21 protein-coding genes are annotated in these 17,753 nt (G+C 70.4%); 9 read left to right on the forward strand and 12 right to left on the reverse strand.

Features of this window, described 5'->3' with window-relative positions:
- Positions 1-144: 144 nt before the first annotated feature.
- The 4 genes from VM938_01275 to VM938_01290 all read right to left on the reverse strand — a co-directional run bounded on the left by VM938_01275 (position 145) and on the right by VM938_01290 (position 4,765).
- The gene (locus tag VM938_01275; protein ID HVF73651.1) at positions 145-1,890 is read right to left on the reverse strand and encodes a hypothetical protein; all 1,746 of its coding nucleotides are present in this window, start codon (positions 1,888-1,890) and stop codon (positions 145-147) included.
- A gap of 78 nt (positions 1,891-1,968) precedes the next feature.
- On the reverse strand, positions 1,969-3,267 hold the full coding sequence (locus tag VM938_01280) for an AMP-binding protein (GenBank protein HVF73652.1): 1,299 nt from the start codon (positions 3,265-3,267) through the stop codon (positions 1,969-1,971).
- Positions 3,207-3,644 carry a hypothetical protein gene (locus VM938_01285; protein ID HVF73653.1) on the reverse strand — a complete coding sequence of 146 codons (438 nt, stop codon included), beginning with the start codon at positions 3,642-3,644 and terminating at the stop codon, positions 3,207-3,209. The genes VM938_01280 and VM938_01285 overlap by 61 nt, the downstream gene beginning before the upstream one ends.
- Complete coding sequence (locus VM938_01290; GenBank protein HVF73654.1) at positions 3,641-4,765, reverse strand: Vms1/Ankzf1 family peptidyl-tRNA hydrolase; 1,125 nt, start codon at positions 4,763-4,765, stop codon at positions 3,641-3,643. The genes VM938_01285 and VM938_01290 overlap by 4 nt, the downstream gene beginning before the upstream one ends.
- A gap of 325 nt (positions 4,766-5,090) precedes the next feature.
- On the opposite strand from VM938_01290, the gene VM938_01295 reads away from it, so the two are divergent.
- Genes VM938_01295 through VM938_01315 form a run of 5 tightly spaced genes read left to right on the forward strand, consistent with a single transcriptional unit; the run spans position 5,091 to position 10,193 of the window.
- The gene (locus VM938_01295) at positions 5,091-6,191 is read left to right on the forward strand and encodes a glutamate-cysteine ligase family protein (protein HVF73655.1); all 1,101 of its coding nucleotides are present in this window, start codon (positions 5,091-5,093) and stop codon (positions 6,189-6,191) included.
- Positions 6,192-7,442: an ergothioneine biosynthesis protein EgtB gene (egtB, locus tag VM938_01300; GenBank protein HVF73656.1), complete on the forward strand. Its 1,251-nt coding sequence runs from the start codon at positions 6,192-6,194 to the stop codon at positions 7,440-7,442.
- A 2-nt stretch (positions 7,443-7,444) separates the two neighbouring features.
- Positions 7,445-8,185 carry an ergothioneine biosynthesis protein EgtC gene (gene egtC / locus VM938_01305; GenBank protein HVF73657.1) on the forward strand — a complete coding sequence of 247 codons (741 nt, stop codon included), beginning with the start codon at positions 7,445-7,447 and terminating at the stop codon, positions 8,183-8,185.
- The gene (gene egtD, locus VM938_01310; protein HVF73658.1) at positions 8,182-9,132 is read left to right on the forward strand and encodes an L-histidine N(alpha)-methyltransferase; all 951 of its coding nucleotides are present in this window, start codon (positions 8,182-8,184) and stop codon (positions 9,130-9,132) included. Before egtC ends, egtD begins: the two co-directional genes overlap by 4 nt.
- Positions 9,129-10,193 (forward strand): aminotransferase class V-fold PLP-dependent enzyme, encoded by a 1,065-nt coding sequence (locus VM938_01315; GenBank protein ID HVF73659.1) that lies wholly within the window; start codon positions 9,129-9,131, stop codon positions 10,191-10,193. Before egtD ends, VM938_01315 begins: the two co-directional genes overlap by 4 nt.
- On the opposite strand, the gene VM938_01320 is transcribed toward VM938_01315, so the two are convergent.
- From VM938_01320 to thrS, 8 genes are read right to left on the reverse strand one after another with little or no spacing between them, the layout of a single operon-like run.
- Positions 10,175-10,558: a DUF695 domain-containing protein gene (locus tag VM938_01320; protein ID HVF73660.1), complete on the reverse strand. Its 384-nt coding sequence runs from the start codon at positions 10,556-10,558 to the stop codon at positions 10,175-10,177. The two genes, VM938_01315 and VM938_01320, sit on opposite strands and share 19 nt — an antisense overlap.
- Positions 10,447-11,394, reverse strand: coding sequence for a hypothetical protein (locus tag VM938_01325; protein HVF73661.1), 948 nt, complete (start codon positions 11,392-11,394; stop codon positions 10,447-10,449). The genes VM938_01320 and VM938_01325 overlap by 112 nt, the downstream gene beginning before the upstream one ends.
- Positions 11,395-11,437: 43 nt before the next feature.
- Positions 11,438-11,569, reverse strand: coding sequence for a hypothetical protein (locus VM938_01330; protein ID HVF73662.1), 132 nt, complete (start codon positions 11,567-11,569; stop codon positions 11,438-11,440).
- A 1-nt stretch (position 11,570) separates the two neighbouring features.
- Positions 11,571-11,702, reverse strand: a complete 132-nt coding sequence (locus tag VM938_01335; GenBank protein HVF73663.1) for a hypothetical protein — start codon at positions 11,700-11,702, stop codon at positions 11,571-11,573.
- Between the two features lies 1 nt (position 11,703).
- Positions 11,704-11,835 (reverse strand): hypothetical protein, encoded by a 132-nt coding sequence (locus VM938_01340; protein HVF73664.1) that lies wholly within the window; start codon positions 11,833-11,835, stop codon positions 11,704-11,706.
- Positions 11,836-11,849: 14 nt separating this feature from the next.
- Complete coding sequence (locus VM938_01345; GenBank protein ID HVF73665.1) at positions 11,850-12,368, reverse strand: hypothetical protein; 519 nt, start codon at positions 12,366-12,368, stop codon at positions 11,850-11,852.
- Positions 12,353-12,832 (reverse strand): HIT domain-containing protein, encoded by a 480-nt coding sequence (locus VM938_01350; GenBank protein HVF73666.1) that lies wholly within the window; start codon positions 12,830-12,832, stop codon positions 12,353-12,355. The genes VM938_01345 and VM938_01350 overlap by 16 nt, the downstream gene beginning before the upstream one ends.
- Positions 12,829-14,778 carry a threonine--tRNA ligase gene (gene thrS, locus VM938_01355; GenBank protein ID HVF73667.1) on the reverse strand — a complete coding sequence of 650 codons (1,950 nt, stop codon included), beginning with the start codon at positions 14,776-14,778 and terminating at the stop codon, positions 12,829-12,831. The genes VM938_01350 and thrS overlap by 4 nt, the downstream gene beginning before the upstream one ends.
- A gap of 95 nt (positions 14,779-14,873) precedes the next feature.
- Here thrS and VM938_01360 point away from each other — a divergent pair, with 95 nt between their 5' ends.
- The 4 genes from VM938_01360 to fetB are packed head-to-tail and all read left to right on the forward strand — an operon-like array spanning position 14,874 to position 17,709.
- Complete coding sequence (locus VM938_01360; GenBank protein ID HVF73668.1) at positions 14,874-15,359, forward strand: sigma-70 family RNA polymerase sigma factor; 486 nt, start codon at positions 14,874-14,876, stop codon at positions 15,357-15,359.
- Positions 15,349-16,320 carry a hypothetical protein gene (locus VM938_01365; protein ID HVF73669.1) on the forward strand — a complete coding sequence of 324 codons (972 nt, stop codon included), beginning with the start codon at positions 15,349-15,351 and terminating at the stop codon, positions 16,318-16,320. Before VM938_01360 ends, VM938_01365 begins: the two co-directional genes overlap by 11 nt.
- Before the next feature lie 19 nt (positions 16,321-16,339).
- Entirely contained in the window at positions 16,340-16,927 is a 588-nt protein-coding gene (locus tag VM938_01370; GenBank protein ID HVF73670.1) for an ATP-binding cassette domain-containing protein, read from the forward strand.
- Positions 16,924-17,709, forward strand: a complete 786-nt coding sequence (fetB, locus tag VM938_01375; protein HVF73671.1) for an iron export ABC transporter permease subunit FetB — start codon at positions 16,924-16,926, stop codon at positions 17,707-17,709. The genes VM938_01370 and fetB overlap by 4 nt, the downstream gene beginning before the upstream one ends.
- Positions 17,710-17,753: the final 44 nt, after the last annotated feature.

Below are 17,753 nucleotides of genomic sequence, written 5' to 3' on the forward strand. Positions count from 1 at the left end.
GCCTCCGGAAGTAATTACGTCGGAGAGCGAGATTCGTGTCGGTTTTTTCTTGCTTTTTTTCAATGGTGCGCCATCGGCGTGCGTCGCGCCAGTGGTACGGCCCTCATCTCGAGCCGTACCACTGGTCTTCGACGTCGTGAAGGGTTACGCCTCTGCCACGGTGTAGAACCAGATGTCCCACGCCGATTGCGCAGTACCGGTCCAGTTGGTGCGGCCCGAAGCCATGGAGCCGACGTTGCCGGTGGCGTAGTACATGCCACCCGAGTCACGCGACGACCAACCGCCGTCGTCGTCGAAGTACTCGGCGTCGAAGCGCCACGTGGCGCTTTTCAGCATGCGGCCCCGCCACACCACCTCGGATTCCACCACGCCGTTTGTCTTGGCGTCTGTACCGATGTTGGCGTAGGTGTTGCCGGAGCGGGAATAGTGCGAACCGTCCTCCGGCGAGCCCCGGTAGAACGTCCCCGCGTAGCCGTCGCGACCCGCATGCAGGGTGAACTGCGCTTCGGCGTTGCAGCAGGGCTCCAGCGTGCTCTGGATGAGCGCCTTGTCGAAGCCGAAGGTCACCATCCTCGTCTCGCCCACCCGGCTGGTGGCGCCGTTGAGCGACAGGCGGAAGGTGTTGGTGCCACCCTTGGAGTCGGCTGCCGTCTTCGTGTAGTAGTCCATGCCGTCGAGGTCGTCGCTCAGCATGAGGTCGGTGAAGTAGACGGTGCTGACGTACTCACGGGCGCCGAACGGATCGGACTCCCACACCTCGAGCTTGATGTCCATGCGGGGGCTGGTGCCGGGCAGGTTGACGCTCACCGACGACGGCCCGCTGTTGCCCCAGTTCTGTGAGAACGGCGCATCCCGGTCGTAGTTGATGGTGTTGAGGAACGTGTAGCCGTCGTTGTTGCCGTTGGTGTCGGCGTACACGTCGAAGCGGAACTCGTCGGTGGTGCCGCCGTCGTGGTCCTGCACGATGTTGGCCAGTTCGAGCTTCACGCTGGCCGATCCGGCCAGGTTGGCCTGGCCGATGCCGGTCTGGCTCGACGTGTAGCCCAGGTGGCCGATGACGAGGTCGAGGGGCTGGTCGGCGGTGACGAGCTCGCCGTGGTGGAAGTCCACCAGTGTCTGGTCGGAGCCGGTGAGGAACGGCGACTCGGCGGGGACGACCCCGTCGAAGCCGTTCTGCACGCCGTCGCCGTTGTAGTCGTACTGCAGCCACTGGAGGTACCAGGGGTCGCCGCCGATGGTCTTGTAGTACTCACCCGCCTTCTCGGCATAGCCCATGCGGGTGAGGAACTTGGAGTTGGGGGCCATGTCGCCGCCGGTGGCGTTCCAGTTGCCGAAGCCGCCGAGCGTGCCGGGGACCCAGCCCTCCCAGGTGCCGTGGTTGGGGGTGCCCAACATGATGAGGTCGTCGACCCGCGACGCCCAGTCGGTGCGCACGTCGGCCACGCCGTCGCCGTACCAACCGGAGGTGGTGGACCAGTAGTCGACGTCGGCACCGGGTTGCTCGATGAGGAACCGGGAGACGAGGCCGCCCATGGAGTGGGCCACGATGTCGATGTTCTGCGTGGCGGCGTAGCCGTTGGCGGCGAGTGCCGCTTGGATCTTCTCTTCCACGACCTTGCCAGCGACGTAGGAGATGTGCTGGCCCGCAGCGGTCGGCGCGTAGCCGAGGGCCTGGGTGCCGGGGGTGGCGCTGTCGAAGTCGAGGACCGTCAATCCCTGGGCCTGGAGCTTGGGGATCATCTCGTTGAAGGTCGATGCTGCCCCGTGCCAGCCGGGGATGAGGACGATCGGGTAATTCGCCGTATGGGCTGCGGCAGGAGGCGGCGTCGGTACAACGGCTACGAGACAAGCGGCCAACAAGGCTGCGATGAGCAGGACGACTTTTCGCATGGTTCCCCCCAAGCGGTAGTCAGGATGAAGGTCGGGACCCTAGACCTATTCGTCCCGTTGATGCCGCGTCGTCCGAAATCAGGCGATGCCGAGTGCCTCGGCAATGGCGGTGCGGCGCACCTTGCCGGTGCTCGTCACGGGCAACGAATCCACCACGTACACGTCCTTGGGGCACTTGTAGCCCGCCAGGTGGGCGCGGGCATGGGCCATGACCTCGTGGAGGCGCACGTCGCCCACCACGGCGGCACACACCCGGTGGCCCCACTGCTCGTCTTCCACACCGAACACCGCCACCTGTTCGACGCCGGGCAGCGTGGCGATGGCGGCCTCCACCTCGGCCGGGTAGACGTTCACCCCGCCGGTGATCACCAGGTCGTCGCGGCGGCCGTCGAAGAACAGGTAGCCGTCGTCGTCGAGCCTGCCGAGGTCGCCCACGGTGAAGGCGTCGCCCCGCCACGCCGCCGCCGTGCGTTCCGGGTCTCGCCAGTACTCGAAGCGCGCGTAAGGCGGCGCATGGCACCAGATCACGCCGTCGTCGTCCACTTCCAACCGCCGGCGCGGGCGGGCCCGCCCCACGGTGCCGGGGCGCTCCTCCCATTCCGCCGACGAGCAGTAGGTGAACTGGCCCTCGGTGGCGCCATAGAACTCCCAGACGGTGCCGACCGGGAACATGTCGATGGCCCGGCGCTTCAGCGGCGCCGGGCAGGGGGCGCCCGCGTGCGCCAGCAGGCGCAGCGTCGGCGCGCTGACGTCCCGGCCCAGCCGGTGCAGGTGGACGGGCACCATGAACGTGGTCGTCACGCCCTCGTCGGCCAGCGCTCGGCGGGCCTGGTCGGCGTCGAAGCGCTCGAGCAGCACGACCGAGCCGCCCCGCAGCAACGCCGAGGTGGCGAAGCGAACCGACGCCGAGTGGTGCAACGGCGAGCACACCAGGTGCACGTCGTCGGCGCTGAAGCCCCACACGTCGGCCTCGTCACGGAACATGGCGGCGGCATCGTCCTCGTCGAGCACGCCCGCCCACACGCCCTTGGGGCGGCCCGACGTGCCCGACGTGTAGTGCATGGGCCTCGTCAACGGCACGTCGGCCAAGGGGACCGGTGCGGCCTCGTAGAGGGCGGCCAGTGCACCCTCGTCGTCGACCACCAACGACGGCTCGGCGTCGTCGACCACCAGTTGCCGCTCGGTAGGCAACAGGGCCGAGTTGAGCAGCACCGGCACCACCCCGATGCGCAGGGCACCGAGGATGGCGTTGAGGTAACGCGGCGAGGCGTTGAGGGCGAAGGCGACGCGGTCGCCGGCAACCAGGCCTGCCGCCGTCAGTCCTCCGGCGGCACGGGCTTGGTCGGCTTCCGCCTCAGCAGCCTCGATCCTCCACATCGCTCAATTCTGCCGCTCGTGTACAGGGCCACGACCACTCCGTACAAGAACCACTCCGACAGCGGCACGAAACCGTAGGAGGTCCCGCACAAGGCGTCGATCCGGCAGTCATACGTTGTTGTCTCCAGGGTTGCGTACACCGCGGCCGGCACCGACCCGACGATGCTCACGACCCGGGCGACCACGAGGTGGCGACGAGGGCGGAGCAAGACGTAACCCGACAGCGCCAACCCGGGCCCCACGGCCAGGGCCAGGGCCAGGGCCAGCGCAGAGCCCCCCTGGTCCGTGAATGTGAAGTAGCGCTCCACGATCCACGCCACGAACAGCGGCCAGGCCACAACGATCGCCTTGAAGGCGCTCGGCGTGCGCGGCGTCAAGACCAGCGGAGGACGGCGCCGATGCCGTCGGCGGGGCCTGCGCCGTGCGGCACCACCCTGATGCCGGCACTGGTTCCGAGCGCAGCCCGCACGAGCACGTCGTGCAGCCGCGCCTCCTGCACGTGCTCGGCGCCCAGGCCGCGCACGTCGTCGGCCGACAAGCCGAGCATGGTGGGGCCGTCGCCGAACCAGGCGGTGCGGTCGGACTCCAGGTCGTCGTTGATCAACAGGACCTCGACCTGGCCCTGGCGCAGCGCCTCGATGGTGCGCGCCGGCCCGTCGCACGCCCGGTCGCCTTGGCCCAGCTCCTCGCGGAACTTCTCCACGATGGCCACCGTGTCGCTCGCCACTGCGGTGGCCACCGCACGAGCCACCCCGACCGAGAACTCCTCGTCGGACCCATCTGCGCCGCGCCCGCCGTCGACCTCCACGAGCATGTCGAGCACCTCGCGCGGCAGCGCCTCACGCAGCACCGTGAGCGCTCGTGTGTCGCCCGCCGCCACCACCAGCCGGGCGCCGATGCGCTCGACCAGCTTGGTGACCTCGGCCGCGGCGGCCTCGGCGTTCTCCTCCCAGGTGTTCTCGGCCCGCTCGTGGTAACGGCGCTGCGACCAGCCGCCGGCTTGCACCTTGTGCACGGCGTCCTTGTTGCCCGTCCCGGCCTCCCGATAGAGGTCGGGCAACTCTCGCCGGAAGCCGATGATGTCGGCGCCGCTGCGGTCGGCCAGCACGGCCACGTGCGGCGGCGACATCTGCCGCCACTCCAACAGCGGCACCAGCGAGGGCAGGGCCGCCCAGCGCCCGTTGTCGTGCTTGAGCACCTCGGGATGGTGCTCAACATGGAGCACGCCCTGCTCGGTGCCCACCACGGCCAGCGACTGGCCCTCGCGGTGCGCGTCGGGCACCAGCCCGTCAATCTGTTCGAGCAGGCTCTCGGGCGCACCTTGGCCAGCCAGCTCGTCGCGCACTTGGCGCCAACGTCGCTCGTTGCGCTGGGCGGCGTTGTCGATCCCGGCCTCGGTCGTCAGGTACACCGTGGCGTACGGCCCCGGGTCCTGCACAACTTCAACGAGATCGGGGGCGCTGACGGCAACGTGCGGGGTAGTTCCGGCACTCTCCATGTCCCGGTCCTTCCCATATGCCGGACTGCACAAAAACCGCGTTTAGGAGCCGAGCCGATAGGCGAGGCGACCAGTGAGCACAGCGCCTGTCTCGGCGGCCGCAGGCCGTCGAGAACGACCTACGGCGTGCGGCGGGTGACCTATCCGCGCAACTCCTTAGCCCCGCAGCATGCCGTTGGCCGGCACGTGCTCGACCGAAAGCGTCTTGGAGCCCGCCTCTGCTTAGCCGGGGCGCAGCTGCGCCGGCCCAGGGCGTCGGCAGCGATGGCATCCATGGGCCAGCGACGTTGCCCCAGAGCCCAGGCAGGCAAACTACGGTCGAAGCGTGCCTGGGCCGAGATCGCGCCTCACCGTCGCCAGTGCTCGCGACTGGATCGTCGAGCGCTGCCTGACGGCAACGGGCGACGGTCGCGTCGGACTTGAGTTGGAGCTGCTGGTCTCGGGCTCGCCCGATCGTGAAGCGCTGGCGGCGATGACGTTCCCGGGCGGCAGTCGGGTCACCTTCGAGCCCGGTGGCCAGGTCGAACTGAGCGGCCCGCCGTGTGCAGGCGTGGGCGCCGCGGTGACCGCCATGTCGGCGGACCTGGCCGTGCTGCGGGCCCACGTCGACGTGACAGCTCGCGGCCTCGACCACCGTCCGCCGCGGCGAGTGGTGCACTCGCCTCGATACGACGCCATGCAAGCGTTCTTCGACGCCGACGGTCCTGCCGGCCGGCTCATGATGTGCAGCACCGCCTCGTTGCAGGTGAACCTCGACCTCGGCCCGCCCGAGCGGTGGGACCTCGTACACCGCATCAGCCCGGTGCTCGGCGCCGCCTTCGCCAACTCGCCGCGGGCCGACGGCACCCGCTCGGCCCGCCTGGCCACGTGGTGGGACATCGACCCCACCCGCACCGCTCCGTGCCGGGGCGACTGGCCCGACTACGTGCTCGACGCCCGCGTGATGATCATTCGAACGGAGCCCTACCTCGCCGTCACCACGCCGCTCACCTTCCGCCAGTGGATCGAGCACGGCCATGAGCTCGGGTGGCCGGACAGCGACGACCTCGCTTTCCACCTCACCACCTTGTTCCCGCCGGTGCGGGCGCGAGGCTGGCTGGAACTGCGCGTGCTCGACGCCCTGCCCGACCCGTGGTGGCAGGTGGCGTCCGCCGTCACCACTGCCTTGGTCGAAGACGACGACGCCGCCGCCGTGGCCTGGGCCGCCGCCGAACGGGGATCGGAGTGGTGGCGGGCGGCAGGCGAGCAGGCCTTGTCGCACCCGGGTCTGGCCGCCGCGGCCCAGGCCTGCTTCGCCGCCGCCCTCGACGCCCTCCCCCGCGTGGGGGCCGACGCGGCGACAGTGGCGGCCACCGAGGAGTTCGTCGAGCGCTACGTGGCCCGAGGCCGCTGCCCGGCCGACGACGAACTGGCGCGGGTGGGCTGAATGTCGTTGCACGACACGCTGGCCGACGCCCTCCACGAAGCTCGTCGCCGCTCGCTCGACCTGCTCGACCCGCTGACCGAGGCCGCCTTGGTGGCCCAGCACTCGCCACTCATGTCGCCCTTGGCATGGGACCTGGCCCACATCGGCAACTACGAGGACCAGTGGTTGCTGCCGTCGCGGGTGGGCGCCCGCTACGACGACGTCTACGACGCCTTCCGCCACCCGCGCCGCGACCGCCCGTCGCTGCCGCTGCTCAACCCCGCCGCCGCCCGTCGCTACCTGGCCGAGGTGCGTGGACGGGTGCTCGACGCGCTCGCCGATGCCCCGCTCGACGACGGCGGCTTCCTCTACGCCATGGTCGTGCAGCACGAGCACCAGCACGACGAGACGATGCTGGCCACCCTCCAGCTCATGGCGGGCGAGGGGTACCGCCCGTTGGCCCCGCCGCCGCCGGCCGCGCCGCCGCGCACGTGGCCCGACGACGTGCTCGTCGAGGGCGGCCCGTTCCCCATGGGCAGCGACGACCGGGCGTGGGCCTACGACAACGAGCGGCCCTCCGTCGAGGTCGACGTGCCGTCGTTCCGCATCGACACGACGCCGGTCACCAACGCTGCCTATGCGGCGTTCGTGGCCGACAGCGGCTACGACGAGCCCCGCTGGTGGAGCGACGCGGGCTGGGCGTGGCGCCAGGAGGCGGGACTGGCCATGCCGCAGTTCTGGGACGGTGCAGGCGGGCGCCTTCGTTTCGGCATCGCCGAGGCGCTGCCTCCGGAGCAGCCCGTGCAACACGTGTGCTGGTACGAAGCCGACGCCTTTGCACGGTGGACCGGCAAGCGCCTGCTCACGGAGGCCGAGTGGGAGAAGGCGGCGTCGTGGGACCCGGCCACCGGCACCAAGCGCCGCTACCCGTGGGGCGACGAGGCCCCCACCGCCGACCACGCCAACCTGGGCCAGCGCCACTTCGGCCCCGCGCCGGTCGGCGCCTACCCCGCTGGTCAAAGCGCCTACGGGTGCCTGGCTATGGTCGGCGACGTGTGGGAGTGGACCGCCTCCGACTTCGCCCCCTACCCGGGCTTCCGCGCCTACCCCTACCGCGAGTACTCCGAGGTCTTCTACGGGCCTGAGTACAAGGTGCTGCGGGGCGGGTCGTGGGCCACCCATGCCAGCGCGGCGCGCACCACCTTTCGCAACTGGGACTACCCCATCCGCCGCCAGGTCTTCGCCGGTTTTCGCTGCGCCCAGGACGCCTGACCATGTGCCGCCACCTCGCTTACCTCGGACCCCCCGTCACCCTCGACGCCCTCGTCATCAGCCAACCGTGGTCGTTGCGGCGCCAGAGCTTCGAACCCCGCCACCAGTCGCACGGCCGCTTCAACGGCGACGGCTTCGGCGTGGGCTGGTACGCCTTCGAGCACCGTCGTGAGCCCGCCCGCTTCCGCACCCCCACACCGATGTGGGCCGACCGCTCGTTCACCTCCATCGCCGGCGTCGTCACATCGGAGGCGGTGCTGGCCGCCGTACGCGCCGCCAGCGAAGGCCTGCCCGTGGAGGAGAGCGGCAACGCCCCCTTCGTGCACGACCAGTGGCTGTTCTCGCTCAACGGCACCGTCGACCACTTCCTCGAGGGCGTGGGCGTGGCCCTGCGACGCATGGTGCGCGACGAGTTCCTCTCGACAATTCAGGGCGTCACCGACTCCGAAGTCCTCTTCGCCATGACGCTCGACCTGCTCGACAAGGGCGCCTCGTTGGCCGACGCCTTTGACGACGTCATCGACGCCGTCACCCGGCTGACGACGGCGCGCATCAACCTCTTGATCACCGACGGCGGGCAGATCGTGGCCAGCGCCTACGGCAACTCGCTGTTCGCACGCCGCACCGACGACAGCGTGATCGTGGCGTCGGAGCCCTTCGACGACGAACCCGGCTGGGAGGCGGTGCCCGACAACTCGATCGTCGAGGCCGCAGTGGGCGCCTTCTCCGTCCGTCCTCGATGACAGTCGACGTCCACCTCGGCCCCACCGACATGGCCGAAGCGTTGCGGGCGGACGTGCAGCGGGGGCTCACGGCGTCGCCCAAGTGGCTGCCCCCCAAGTGGTTCTACGACGAGCGCGGATCGCGACTCTTCGACGACATCACCCGCCTCCCCGAGTACTACCCCACCCGGTGCGAACAAGAGATCCTCGCCGTGCATGCGAGCGACATCGCCGCCGCGGCGGGGGCCGACACCTTGGTGGAGCTCGGCTCGGGCACCTCCACCAAGACCCGCGTGCTGCTCGACGCCATGCAGGCCCGTTGTTACGTGCCCTTCGATGTGAGCGAGGCCACCTTGCGCGAAGCGGGCCAGTCGATCGAGGCCGACCACCCGGGCGTCTCCGTGCACGGCGTGGTGGGCGACTTCGAGCGCCACCTCGGGTGCGTCCCCGCGGGCGGCCGCAAGCTGGTGGCGTTCCTGGGCGGCACCATCGGCAACCTGCGACCCACTGAACGGAAGCGCTTCCTCGCCGACGTGCTGACCACGATGGCGCCGGGCGACGCCTTCCTGTTGGGCACCGACCTGGCCAAGGACGAGGCCCGCTTGGTGGCCGCCTACGACGACAGCGCAGGCGTGACCGCCGAGTTCAACCGCAACGTGCTGCACGTGCTCAACCGCGAGCTCGACGGCGACTTCTTGCCCGAGCGCTTCGACCACGTGGCCCGCTGGGACGGCGACAACGAATGGGTGGAGATGCGCCTGCGTTCGCAGACGGCGCAATCGGCGCGCCTGGCCGCCCTCGACATGGATGTGGCGTTCGAGACGGGCGAAGACCTCCACACCGAGATCAGCACCAAGTTCCGGCGCGAGCGGGTCGCCGAGGAACTGGGCGACGCGGGGCTCGAACTGCGCAACTGGTGGACCGACGCCGCTGGCGATTTCGCCTTGTCGCTGTCGTTCGTGCCGTGAAGCTCGACGGCCTCGCCTCGCCCGAGGTGATCCACCTGGAGGCGGCTTCGGCGGCGCTCGTCTCCCAGGCCACCCTCGACGCCCAGGTCGCCCACCTGCGTCGGGAGGCCGCCGTCGGCCCCTCGGTGGCGGCGGCCGAAGTGGCCGATGTCGTGGCCGGGTTGCGGGACGGGCTGGGGGCGCTGCTCGGCCTACGCGGCGACCAGGTGGCGTTGATCGAGAACGCCACGCGCGGCATGGCCTCGGTGCTCGACGCCTTCCCCTTCCGCCCCGGCGCCCGAGTGGGGGTGCTCCGCTCCGAGTACGGCTCGACGCGCATGAACCTGGAGGCCGCCGCCGCCCGTGGCGAACTGGTTGTGGTCGAGGTCGACACCGTCGATCAAGCAGGCGACTGCGACCTGATGGTGGCTTCGCCGGTGCCGAGCCATCGCGGGGTGCTGCAGTCGGTGCAGAGCGACGTTCCCGTCGTGCTCGACGTGGCCCAGGCCGCAGGCCATGTCGCCGTGCACGGCCTGCGCGCCGTGGCCTGGGTGGGCACGTCGCGCAAGTGGTTGCGGGGGCCGCGAGGGGTGGGCCTCGTGGCCGTCTCCGACGAGTGGGCCGATCGGCTGGCGCCCCGCTTCCCCGACCTCGACTCGGCCTCGTGGGAGACGGGTTTCGCCCCCGGCGCCGCCCGCTTCGCCAAGTACGAAGCGACCTACGCCGGGCAGGTCGGGCTGGCCAACGCGGTAGCGGAGTTACACGCCGCCGGCGTCGAGTACGTGACAGGCGAGATTTCCGCCCTGGGACGACGGGCGCGAGCTCGCATCGCCGAGGTGGCCGAGGTGCACGAGCCCCTCGACTCCCCCACCGGCATCGTCACCTTCACGGTGCCGGGGCGCGAGCCCGCCGACGTCCGGCGCGAGTTGCGTGCGGCGGGGGTCGTGGTGTCGCTCATCCCCTCCAGCCGAGCGCCGCGCGACATGGAGGGGCCACTGTTGCGAGCTTCGTTCCACACCTACAACGACGACAGCGATGTCGAGGCTTTGGTCGCTGCGTTGGCTCAGACGAACGCCGTGTAGACGCTCCACTCCGGGTCGTGCTCGGCGAACACCTGCACGTCGTAGCCAGGCGTGGCGTCGTCGAGGGCGTGGTGGAAGGGCTCGATCCACTCGCCTGCGTCGGTGTAGAGCACCCATTCGCGTGTGCCGTTGGTGGTGATGACGCCCACGAGCACGGCATGCTCGGCTGCCATCTCGATGATCCGCTCCTCCAATGCCTCCAGCCGATCGCCTTCGTCGGGCGCCGCCGGAAAGCCCCGTTCGTCGGGGGCTGTCACCTCGACGGCGACGCCGACACGGATGGGACGGCTCCGGCCGGCCTGCTTGCGAAGCCCGTGGTCGAAGCGGGTGATGATCGGCCGGCCCTCGTACTCGCCGGTGGCCAGGGCCCACTGCTCGCCCTCGGGCTGTCGTCGTCTGCGGAGCATGGGGCAATTGTCGTCGCCCCCGCCACGGCGCGCTCGACGAGGTGCAGGCCCGCCTGCCCCGGCAGGGCGTCGATGCGCCGGTCGATGCGCCGGGCCACCTGCAGGCCGTCGGCGTCGCCGAACAGGTAGCGCACGAGAAAGTCGACCTCGGCGGCAGGCATCACTCCGGAGCCGACCGGTCCCCACATCCGCTTCAGAGCGGCCCGGGTGAGGCGCTGGGCCCTGCGGTCGCCGTCGAGGCGGCGGTGCGCTTCCGCCGCGTAGAAGTCGATGTGGCGGCCCTCTTGGCGCATGATGCGCCGCAGCAGTTCGCTGAGCACGGGGTGGCCCGCCCGGGCTGCCACTCGGCTGTAGCCCGCTTGGGTGGTCCACTCGTTGACCGCGCCCCACGTCATGTGGACGGCCAGGAACGACTCGCCCACCACCATGGAGCCGAAGCCGTGGGCGGCCAACGCCAGTTGGTCACGCCACAACGGGCGCTGCCGCATGGGGCCGATGCGCTCGGCGCCCGAGGGTTCGCCCGAGGCGGCCAGCACCATGCCCAACGCTTCGCCGTGCCACAGCTCCTCGAAGTTCCACAACGTGAGGAACGTGGTCATCTCCGGGTCGCGGTGCGCCCGGGTGGCCAGGAGGTCGCGGAGGTAGCAGACGGTGTGCGACTCCACGTCGTGCATGTAACGCAGGCAGCGCAGCACGTCTTCGTCGAGCGGTTGCGTGCGGAAGGCGTCGAAGTCGATGCCGTCGAGGTCGAGACGGCCGGTCCGCTGCTTGTAGGCCTCGATGTCCATGCGCACGCCTCACCTACGGCGCCCACGGACGATCTGGATTGGTGACGGGCTAGAAGTAGCACCCCGCTGAGCGGAAGCCGCCCTTCACGTCGTCGCCCTCCTCGGCGGCGTCGAGATCCTTGATCTCCTCGGGGTCGACTTCGAGGGCTTCGTCCTCGACCGGGAGGTCGTCGTCGCTCATGTCAGAGCTGGCAGCCCATCGAGCGGAAGCCGCCCTTCACGTCGTCGCCCTCCTCGGCGGCGTCGAGATCCTTGATCTCCTCGGGGTCGACTTCGAGGGCTTCGTCCTCTGCGGGGGTGTCGTCGCCGGTCATGTCACATGCAGCGTCCGGAGGTGTTGCCCCCGCCGCCCTTGACGTCGTCGCCACCGTCAACCGGGTCGAGGTCCTTGAGCTCTTCGGGCTCCACGTCGAGCTCGTCGCGCTCCGTGCTGTCGTCGGTGCTCATGGTCCCTCCCTCTCTTACTGGTACTCGGACCAGTCCTCCGGGTTGTCTTCGACAAAGTGTCCCACGACCTCGCCGTCGATGCCGTCGACCAGGACGAGGCCTCGCTTGGTGGGCGGCTCGTCGGCCGAGTACAGCAGGATGCGCCACGTGGGGCGGCTGCGCAGGCCGCGCCAGCCGAGTTGCGCCGAGGCATGACCCACCGGGAACCCGACGGCGGTGGCCGCCTTGGCCAAGGCGTCGGTCTCTCGCACCTTGAGCGTCCAACCCGCTGTGAGGTTGTAGGCACCGATGGCCGCCAAGGCCACGCCCACCCACAGGAACCCGTCGTTGACCAGCACGGCGTCGTCGCCCGCCGTCAGCCACAGGGCGAGGCAGGCCGCGGCGACCACGAGGTAGAGCACACCGGGGATGCGGCGGCGGTTGTTGTCGGGGAACTGGTAGGGCCCGACGTAACCGGTGACGTCGAGGTCGGCGGGCAGTTCGTCGCGGTAGTCGTCGTCGACCATCGCCGCCGACGCTAGGCGCCGGTCCACGCGGCGCGCACCTTGTCGAGCGTCGTCGGCAGCGACTCAGGCAGCACCCGGGCCTCGGCCACCGTGGTCATGAAGTTGGTGTCGCCGTTCCAGCGCGGCAGCACGTGCACGTGGAAGTGGCCCGGCACGCCGGCACCGGCCGAGCGCCCCAGGTTGGCCCCCACGTTGAGCCCGTCGGGCCGGTAGGCGCGGCGCAAGGCGGCCACGGCCTCGGTGACCGTCTCCCAGAACGATGCGCCGTCGACCTCGGCAGGCTCGGCCACGTGCTCGACCGGCATCACCAACAGGTGCCCGCTCGTATAGGGGAAGGCGTTGAGCACGGCGGCTGTGCGTTCGTCGCGCCACACCACCTGGCTGCCGTCGGCCAGCACCCGGCACAGCACGCAGTCGTCGCCACTGTCCTCGGTGGCGACCGAGCCGACGTACTCGCTGCGCCACCCTGCCCAGAGCCGCTCCAGGCTCACGACGGCACGCGGGCGTCGACCTCGGCCCGCAGGCGAGCGGCGAAGTCGTCGACCTTGACGCCGCGCTCGACGTTGCCCGCCCGGTCGTTCACCCCGGCGGTGCCGTTGGCCACGTCGTCGTCGCCTACCACCAGCACGTAGGGGATCTTCTCCAGCTTCGAGCGCCGGATGCGGCTGCCCAGCGGCTCGGCCGCGTCGCTGGCCTCGGCCCGGAAGCCCTCGGCCCGCAGCCGGTCGGCGATGGCGATGGCGTAGGGGTCGTGGTCGTCGCGCACGGGCAGCACCCGCACTTGCTCGGGTGCCAGCCACACCGGGAAGGCGCCTGCGTAGTGCTCGACGAGGATGCCGAAGAACCGCTCCACCGAGCCGAACAGGGCCCGGTGGATCATGATCGGCTGGTGGCGCTGGTTGTCGGCGCCGGTGAACTCGATGCCGAAGCGGCCGGGTTCCTGGAAGTCGACCTGCAGGGTGGAAAGCTGCCACTTGCGGCCGATGGCGTCGCGCACGTGCACGTCGATCTTGGGGCCGTAGAAGGCGCCGCCGCCTTCGTCGACCTCGTACGGCAGGCCCACCGCCTTAATGGCAGCTTCGAGGGCATCGGTGGCCCGGTCCCATTCCGCCTGCTCGCCCACCGATTTCTCAGCGGGCTTGGTGGCCAGGGCCGCTTCGAACTCGGTGAAGCCGAACGTGCGCAGGAGGCGCACCACGAAGTCGAGCAACGACTGCAGCTCGTCGCCGAGTTGGTCGGGCGTGCAGAAGATGTGGCTGTCGTCCTGGGTGAAGCCCCGCGCCCGCAACAGGCCGTGGAGCACGCCCGAGCGCTCGAAGCGGTAGACGGTGCCCAGCTCGAAGATGCGCAGCGGCAGCTCACGGTAGGAGCGCTGCCTGCTCCGGTAGATGAGCAGGTGGAACGGGCAGTTCATGGGCTTCGGGTAGTAGGTCGCCCCCTCCATCTCCATGGGCGGGTACATGCCGTCCGCGTAGAAGTCGAGGTGCCCGCTGATCTCCCACAACAGCGACTTGGCGATGTGGGGGGTGAAGGCCAGCTCGTAGCCGTTGGCGTCGTGTTCGTCGCGTGAGTAGTCCTCGACGATCCGCCGCACCCGGGCGCCCTTGGGGTGCCACACGGCCAGGCCGCCGCCCAGTTCGTCGGGGAACGAGAACAGGTCGAGCTCGGCGCCCAGCTTGCGGTGGTCGCGGCGCTCGGCTTCGGCCAGCCGGTGCAGGTGGTCGTCGAGCGCCTGCTTCGACTCCCAGGCCGTGCCGTAGATGCGCTGGAGCTGCGGGTTGCGCTCGTCGCCCCGCCAGTAGGCGCCCGCCACCCGCATGAGCTTGAAGGCGCCCAGCCGGTCGGTCGACGGCACGTGGGGGCCGCGGCACAGGTCGACGAACTGCGGGGTGTTGCGATAGGCGCTGACGACGCCACCCTCGGCGCCTTCCGACTCGTCGACGCCTTCGATGATCTCGCGTTTGTAGGGCTGGTCGGCGAAGAGATGGAGGCCCTCGTCGCGGGAGTGCTCCTCGCGGATGAACGGCTGGCCTTCCTTGACGATCTCGCGCATGCGTCCTTCGATGCGCACCAGGTCGTCGTCGGTGAACGACGCACCACCCGGCAACTCGAAGTCGTAGTAGAAGCCGTCCTCGATGGGCGGTCCGATGGCGAACTTGGCGCCGGGCCACAGTTGCAGGACGGCTTGGGCCATCACGTGCGCCGTCGAGTGCCGCAGGACGTAACGGCCTTCCGGCGTGCTTGCCGTCACGATGGCCACCTGCGCCCCGTCGTGCAGCGGGGCGTCGAGGTCGACCTGCCGGTCGTCGACCATGGCCGCCACCGCCGCCTTGGCCAGCCCTCGACCGATCGACGCCGCCAGGTCGGCCGCGGTGGCGCCCGGCGGCAGCTCGCGCTGGGAACCGTCGGGAAGCGTGATCGTGATGCTCTCGGCCATCGCGGCGAGGATAGTGGGCGGGCTCTGCGGAGCCCGCGGCCGTTTTCCCGAGATCGTGTGACCTTTTTGCCCGCCCCGCTGCGATTAACCCCGCAGTGGCGCACGAACACTTCGACGAGCTCTTCCGCGACCTCTACGTCCCCGCGTTCGGCGTCGCCTTGCGCGTGCTCGGCAACCGCCACGAAGCCGAGGAGGTGGCGTGCGAGGCGTTGGCCCGCACGGCGGCGTCGTGGCAGCGCGTCCGGGGCCTGCCCTATCAGCGCGCCTGGGTGTTGCGAGTCACCGCCAACGTGGCCGTCGACGTACTGCGCAAGCGCCGCCCGCCTGTGCAGAGCGCGCAGGTGACAGCGCGGCTCACCGACCCCGACGACCGCGTGCTGCTGGCCGCGGCCCTGCGCAGGCTTCCCCGCCGCCAGCGTGAGGTGCTCGTGCTGCGCTTCCTGGCCGACATGACCGAAGTGCAGGTGGCCGAGCACCTCGACATCTCCCGCTCCGCGGTCAAGCAGCACTGCTCACGAGGGCTTGTCCGATTGCGGGAGCTGATGGGGTCGCCCGTCGAGGAGGTATCCCTTGCCTGCTGACCTGTGGGACGCGGCCACGTGGCCGTCGCCCAGCCCGGAACCCGAGGTGCGTGCTCGGGTGCACGCCCGCACGAAGGCATTGCGCCGGCGCCGGACGTTGCCGGTGCTCGCTGCCGCGGGCGCCATGGTGGCGGCGGTGGCGGCGTGGCCGCAGCCGACGGCGCAGACGGGCCTGGCCACCGAGGGGCGCACGGAAGACGCTGCCTCGGTCGAGGTCGGGGCCGACGCCGGGGAGGCGACGACCACGACCACGACCCCCGCCGCCCTCGATCGACCCTCCGGCGGCCAGGTCCCGGCGCGGGTCGACCCCAGCCAACCCGGTGCGCCGGTGCATCCTGGCGAGTTCCCGACCAAGCCCACGTACTCGACCGCGCACCCGGTGTTGCACGACAGCTCGGGCGACGCGCTCATCGAGACGGCACCGGCCCGCTGGCAGAGCGACCCCGTCGTCGACATCGTCCACCTCGACGTCACCGCCGACGACGAGGCGGTCACCGTCGAGGTGCGGCTGGCCGACCTGGCCGCCTCCCCCTTGTCGTCGTTCACCCGTGGACGTCCGACGTCGCACGACTACGAGGTGAGCCTGCGGCGGGAAAAGGACAGCTTCCGGTTCCGCCTGTACCGCGAGGCGTCCGGCCGCACCACCGTGGCCGCCGCCTTCTGGTCCAACCACGCCGACATGGGCCTCGTCGACACCGCGGGCAGCACCTACTTCGAAGGCGTCGTCGGCGACGTCGACGTGGCCCGTGACACCGTGCGCTTCGTCGCCCCGTACCGAGTGCTCAACCAGGCCGTCGCCACCCACGCCGAGGTCCATCCCGGTGCCCACCCCCCGGTGGGCCGGGGCACGGCCGTCGTGCCCTCGGCGTTCACCACAGCGCGTTATTCGGGCGCCTACGACGACGGTCCCGACCAGGTCCAGAGCACCGATCAAACCTTCGTCTACCGGTTGGGCGACTGACGCTGAGAAGATGCGGTCGATGGACCGCTTCGAGGTGCGCGACATCGTCGTCGAAGGCGACAGCGGTCCCCTGCTCCGGGGCTTCGGCGCGCAGGTCCCGGCCGACGGGCTGACCGCCGTCGTGGGGCCGTCAGGGGCAGGCAAGTCGACCCTGCTGCGGCTGCTCAACCGCCTCGACGACCCCGACGAAGGCGTCGTGTTGTTCGAAGGACGCGACGTGCGCGACTACGACGTGCTGTCGTTGCGACGCCGAGTGCAACTGGTGGGCCAGGTGCCGGTGACGTTCCCGGGGACGGTGGCCGACAACGTGGGCGACGTTTCGTTGTTGGCCCGAGTGGGCCTCGACCCCGACCTGGCCGGGCGGGAGGCCGACCGGCTGTCGGTGGGCGAAGCCCAGCGCATGGCGCTGGCCCGGTCACTGGCCCGCAAGCCCGAGGTCTTGTTGCTCGACGAGCCCACCTCCGCCCTCGACCCAGCGTCGAAGGCGGGCGTGGAACGGCTGGTGCGCTCGCTGGCCGACGACGGGCTCACGGTGGTCATGGTCACCCACGACCCTCGACATGCCACCGACCTGGCCGACCATGTCGTGGAAGTGGGAAGGCCGTGACCGACCTGTCGGCGGCCATCGGCTTTCCCGAGGTGGCGCTGTCGCTGTTCCTGGTGGCCGTCGGCCTCGTCGTGTCGCGCCTGCGCCGGGTGGGGCTGGAGGGCGACATCGCCGTGGCAACGGTGCGTTCGTTCGCCCAACTGCTGGCCGTGGGCTACGTGCTCGAGTTCATCTTCGACGGCCACGGCGGGCTCACGCTCGTGGCCTTGGCGGTGATGGTGGCCACGGCCACGTGGACCACCGGCAACCGGGCCAAGGGCGTGCCCGGCGCCCGGGTGGTGGCCGCCGTCAGCATCGGCACCGCGGTGGGCGCCACCCTCGGACTGCTCACCTTGCTCGACGTGGTGCCCGCCGTCGCCCGAGCCGTGGTGCCCCTGGGCTCGATGGTGCTGTCGAACGCCATGGTCACCTCGTCGCTGGTGATGACGAGCCTGCGCGACGGGCTGGCATCGCAGCGCCGCGAGGTCGAGGCGCGGCTGTCGCTGGGCCACACGGCGCGGGAGGCGGCCCTGCCGTGGATGCGCAGTGCCCTGCGCAGCGGCATGCTCCCGATCGTCGACAACACCAAGGTCGTCGGGCTGGTGGCGTTGCCCGGGGCCATGACCGGCATGATCCTGGCGGGGGCCTCGCCGCTCGACGCCATCCGGTTGCAGTTGGTGGTGATGTACCTACTGCTCGGCGGCAACGCCTTCGCTGCGTTGGTGGCGGGCGAGCTCAGCGTGCGGCGGCTGTTCACGCCGCACCACCAACTGATCCGCTCCCTCCGCCGCCCCGCCCCCTGAAGTTGCGTAGGAAACGCGCCGTAAAACGGCGCGTTTCCTACGCA

Source organism: Acidimicrobiales bacterium, assembly GCA_035536915.1.
Classification (GTDB): Bacteria; Actinomycetota; Acidimicrobiia; order Acidimicrobiales; family JAHWLA01; genus JAHWLA01.

Excerpts from the sequence above, each read along its gene's own strand:
- VM938_01275 (HVF73651.1), bottom strand. The coding sequence starts at position 1,890 with ATGCGAAAAGTCGTCCTGCTCATCGCAGCCTTGTTGGCCGCTTGTCTC.
- VM938_01280 (HVF73652.1), bottom strand. The coding sequence starts at position 3,267 with ATGTGGAGGATCGAGGCTGCTGAGGCGGAAGCCGACCAAGCCCGTGCC.
- VM938_01290 (HVF73654.1), bottom strand. The coding sequence starts at position 4,765 with ATGGAGAGTGCCGGAACTACCCCGCACGTTGCCGTCAGCGCCCCCGAT.
- egtB (HVF73656.1), top strand. The coding sequence starts at position 6,192 with ATGTCGTTGCACGACACGCTGGCCGACGCCCTCCACGAAGCTCGTCGC.
- egtC (HVF73657.1), top strand. The coding sequence starts at position 7,445 with ATGTGCCGCCACCTCGCTTACCTCGGACCCCCCGTCACCCTCGACGCC.
- egtD (HVF73658.1), top strand. The coding sequence starts at position 8,182 with ATGACAGTCGACGTCCACCTCGGCCCCACCGACATGGCCGAAGCGTTG.
- VM938_01330 (HVF73662.1), bottom strand. The coding sequence starts at position 11,569 with ATGAGCGACGACGACCTCCCGGTCGAGGACGAAGCCCTCGAAGTCGAC.
- VM938_01335 (HVF73663.1), bottom strand. The coding sequence starts at position 11,702 with ATGACCGGCGACGACACCCCCGCAGAGGACGAAGCCCTCGAAGTCGAC.
- VM938_01340 (HVF73664.1), bottom strand. The coding sequence starts at position 11,835 with ATGAGCACCGACGACAGCACGGAGCGCGACGAGCTCGACGTGGAGCCC.
- thrS (HVF73667.1), bottom strand. The coding sequence starts at position 14,778 with ATGGCCGAGAGCATCACGATCACGCTTCCCGACGGTTCCCAGCGCGAG.
- VM938_01370 (HVF73670.1), top strand. The coding sequence starts at position 16,340 with ATGGACCGCTTCGAGGTGCGCGACATCGTCGTCGAAGGCGACAGCGGT.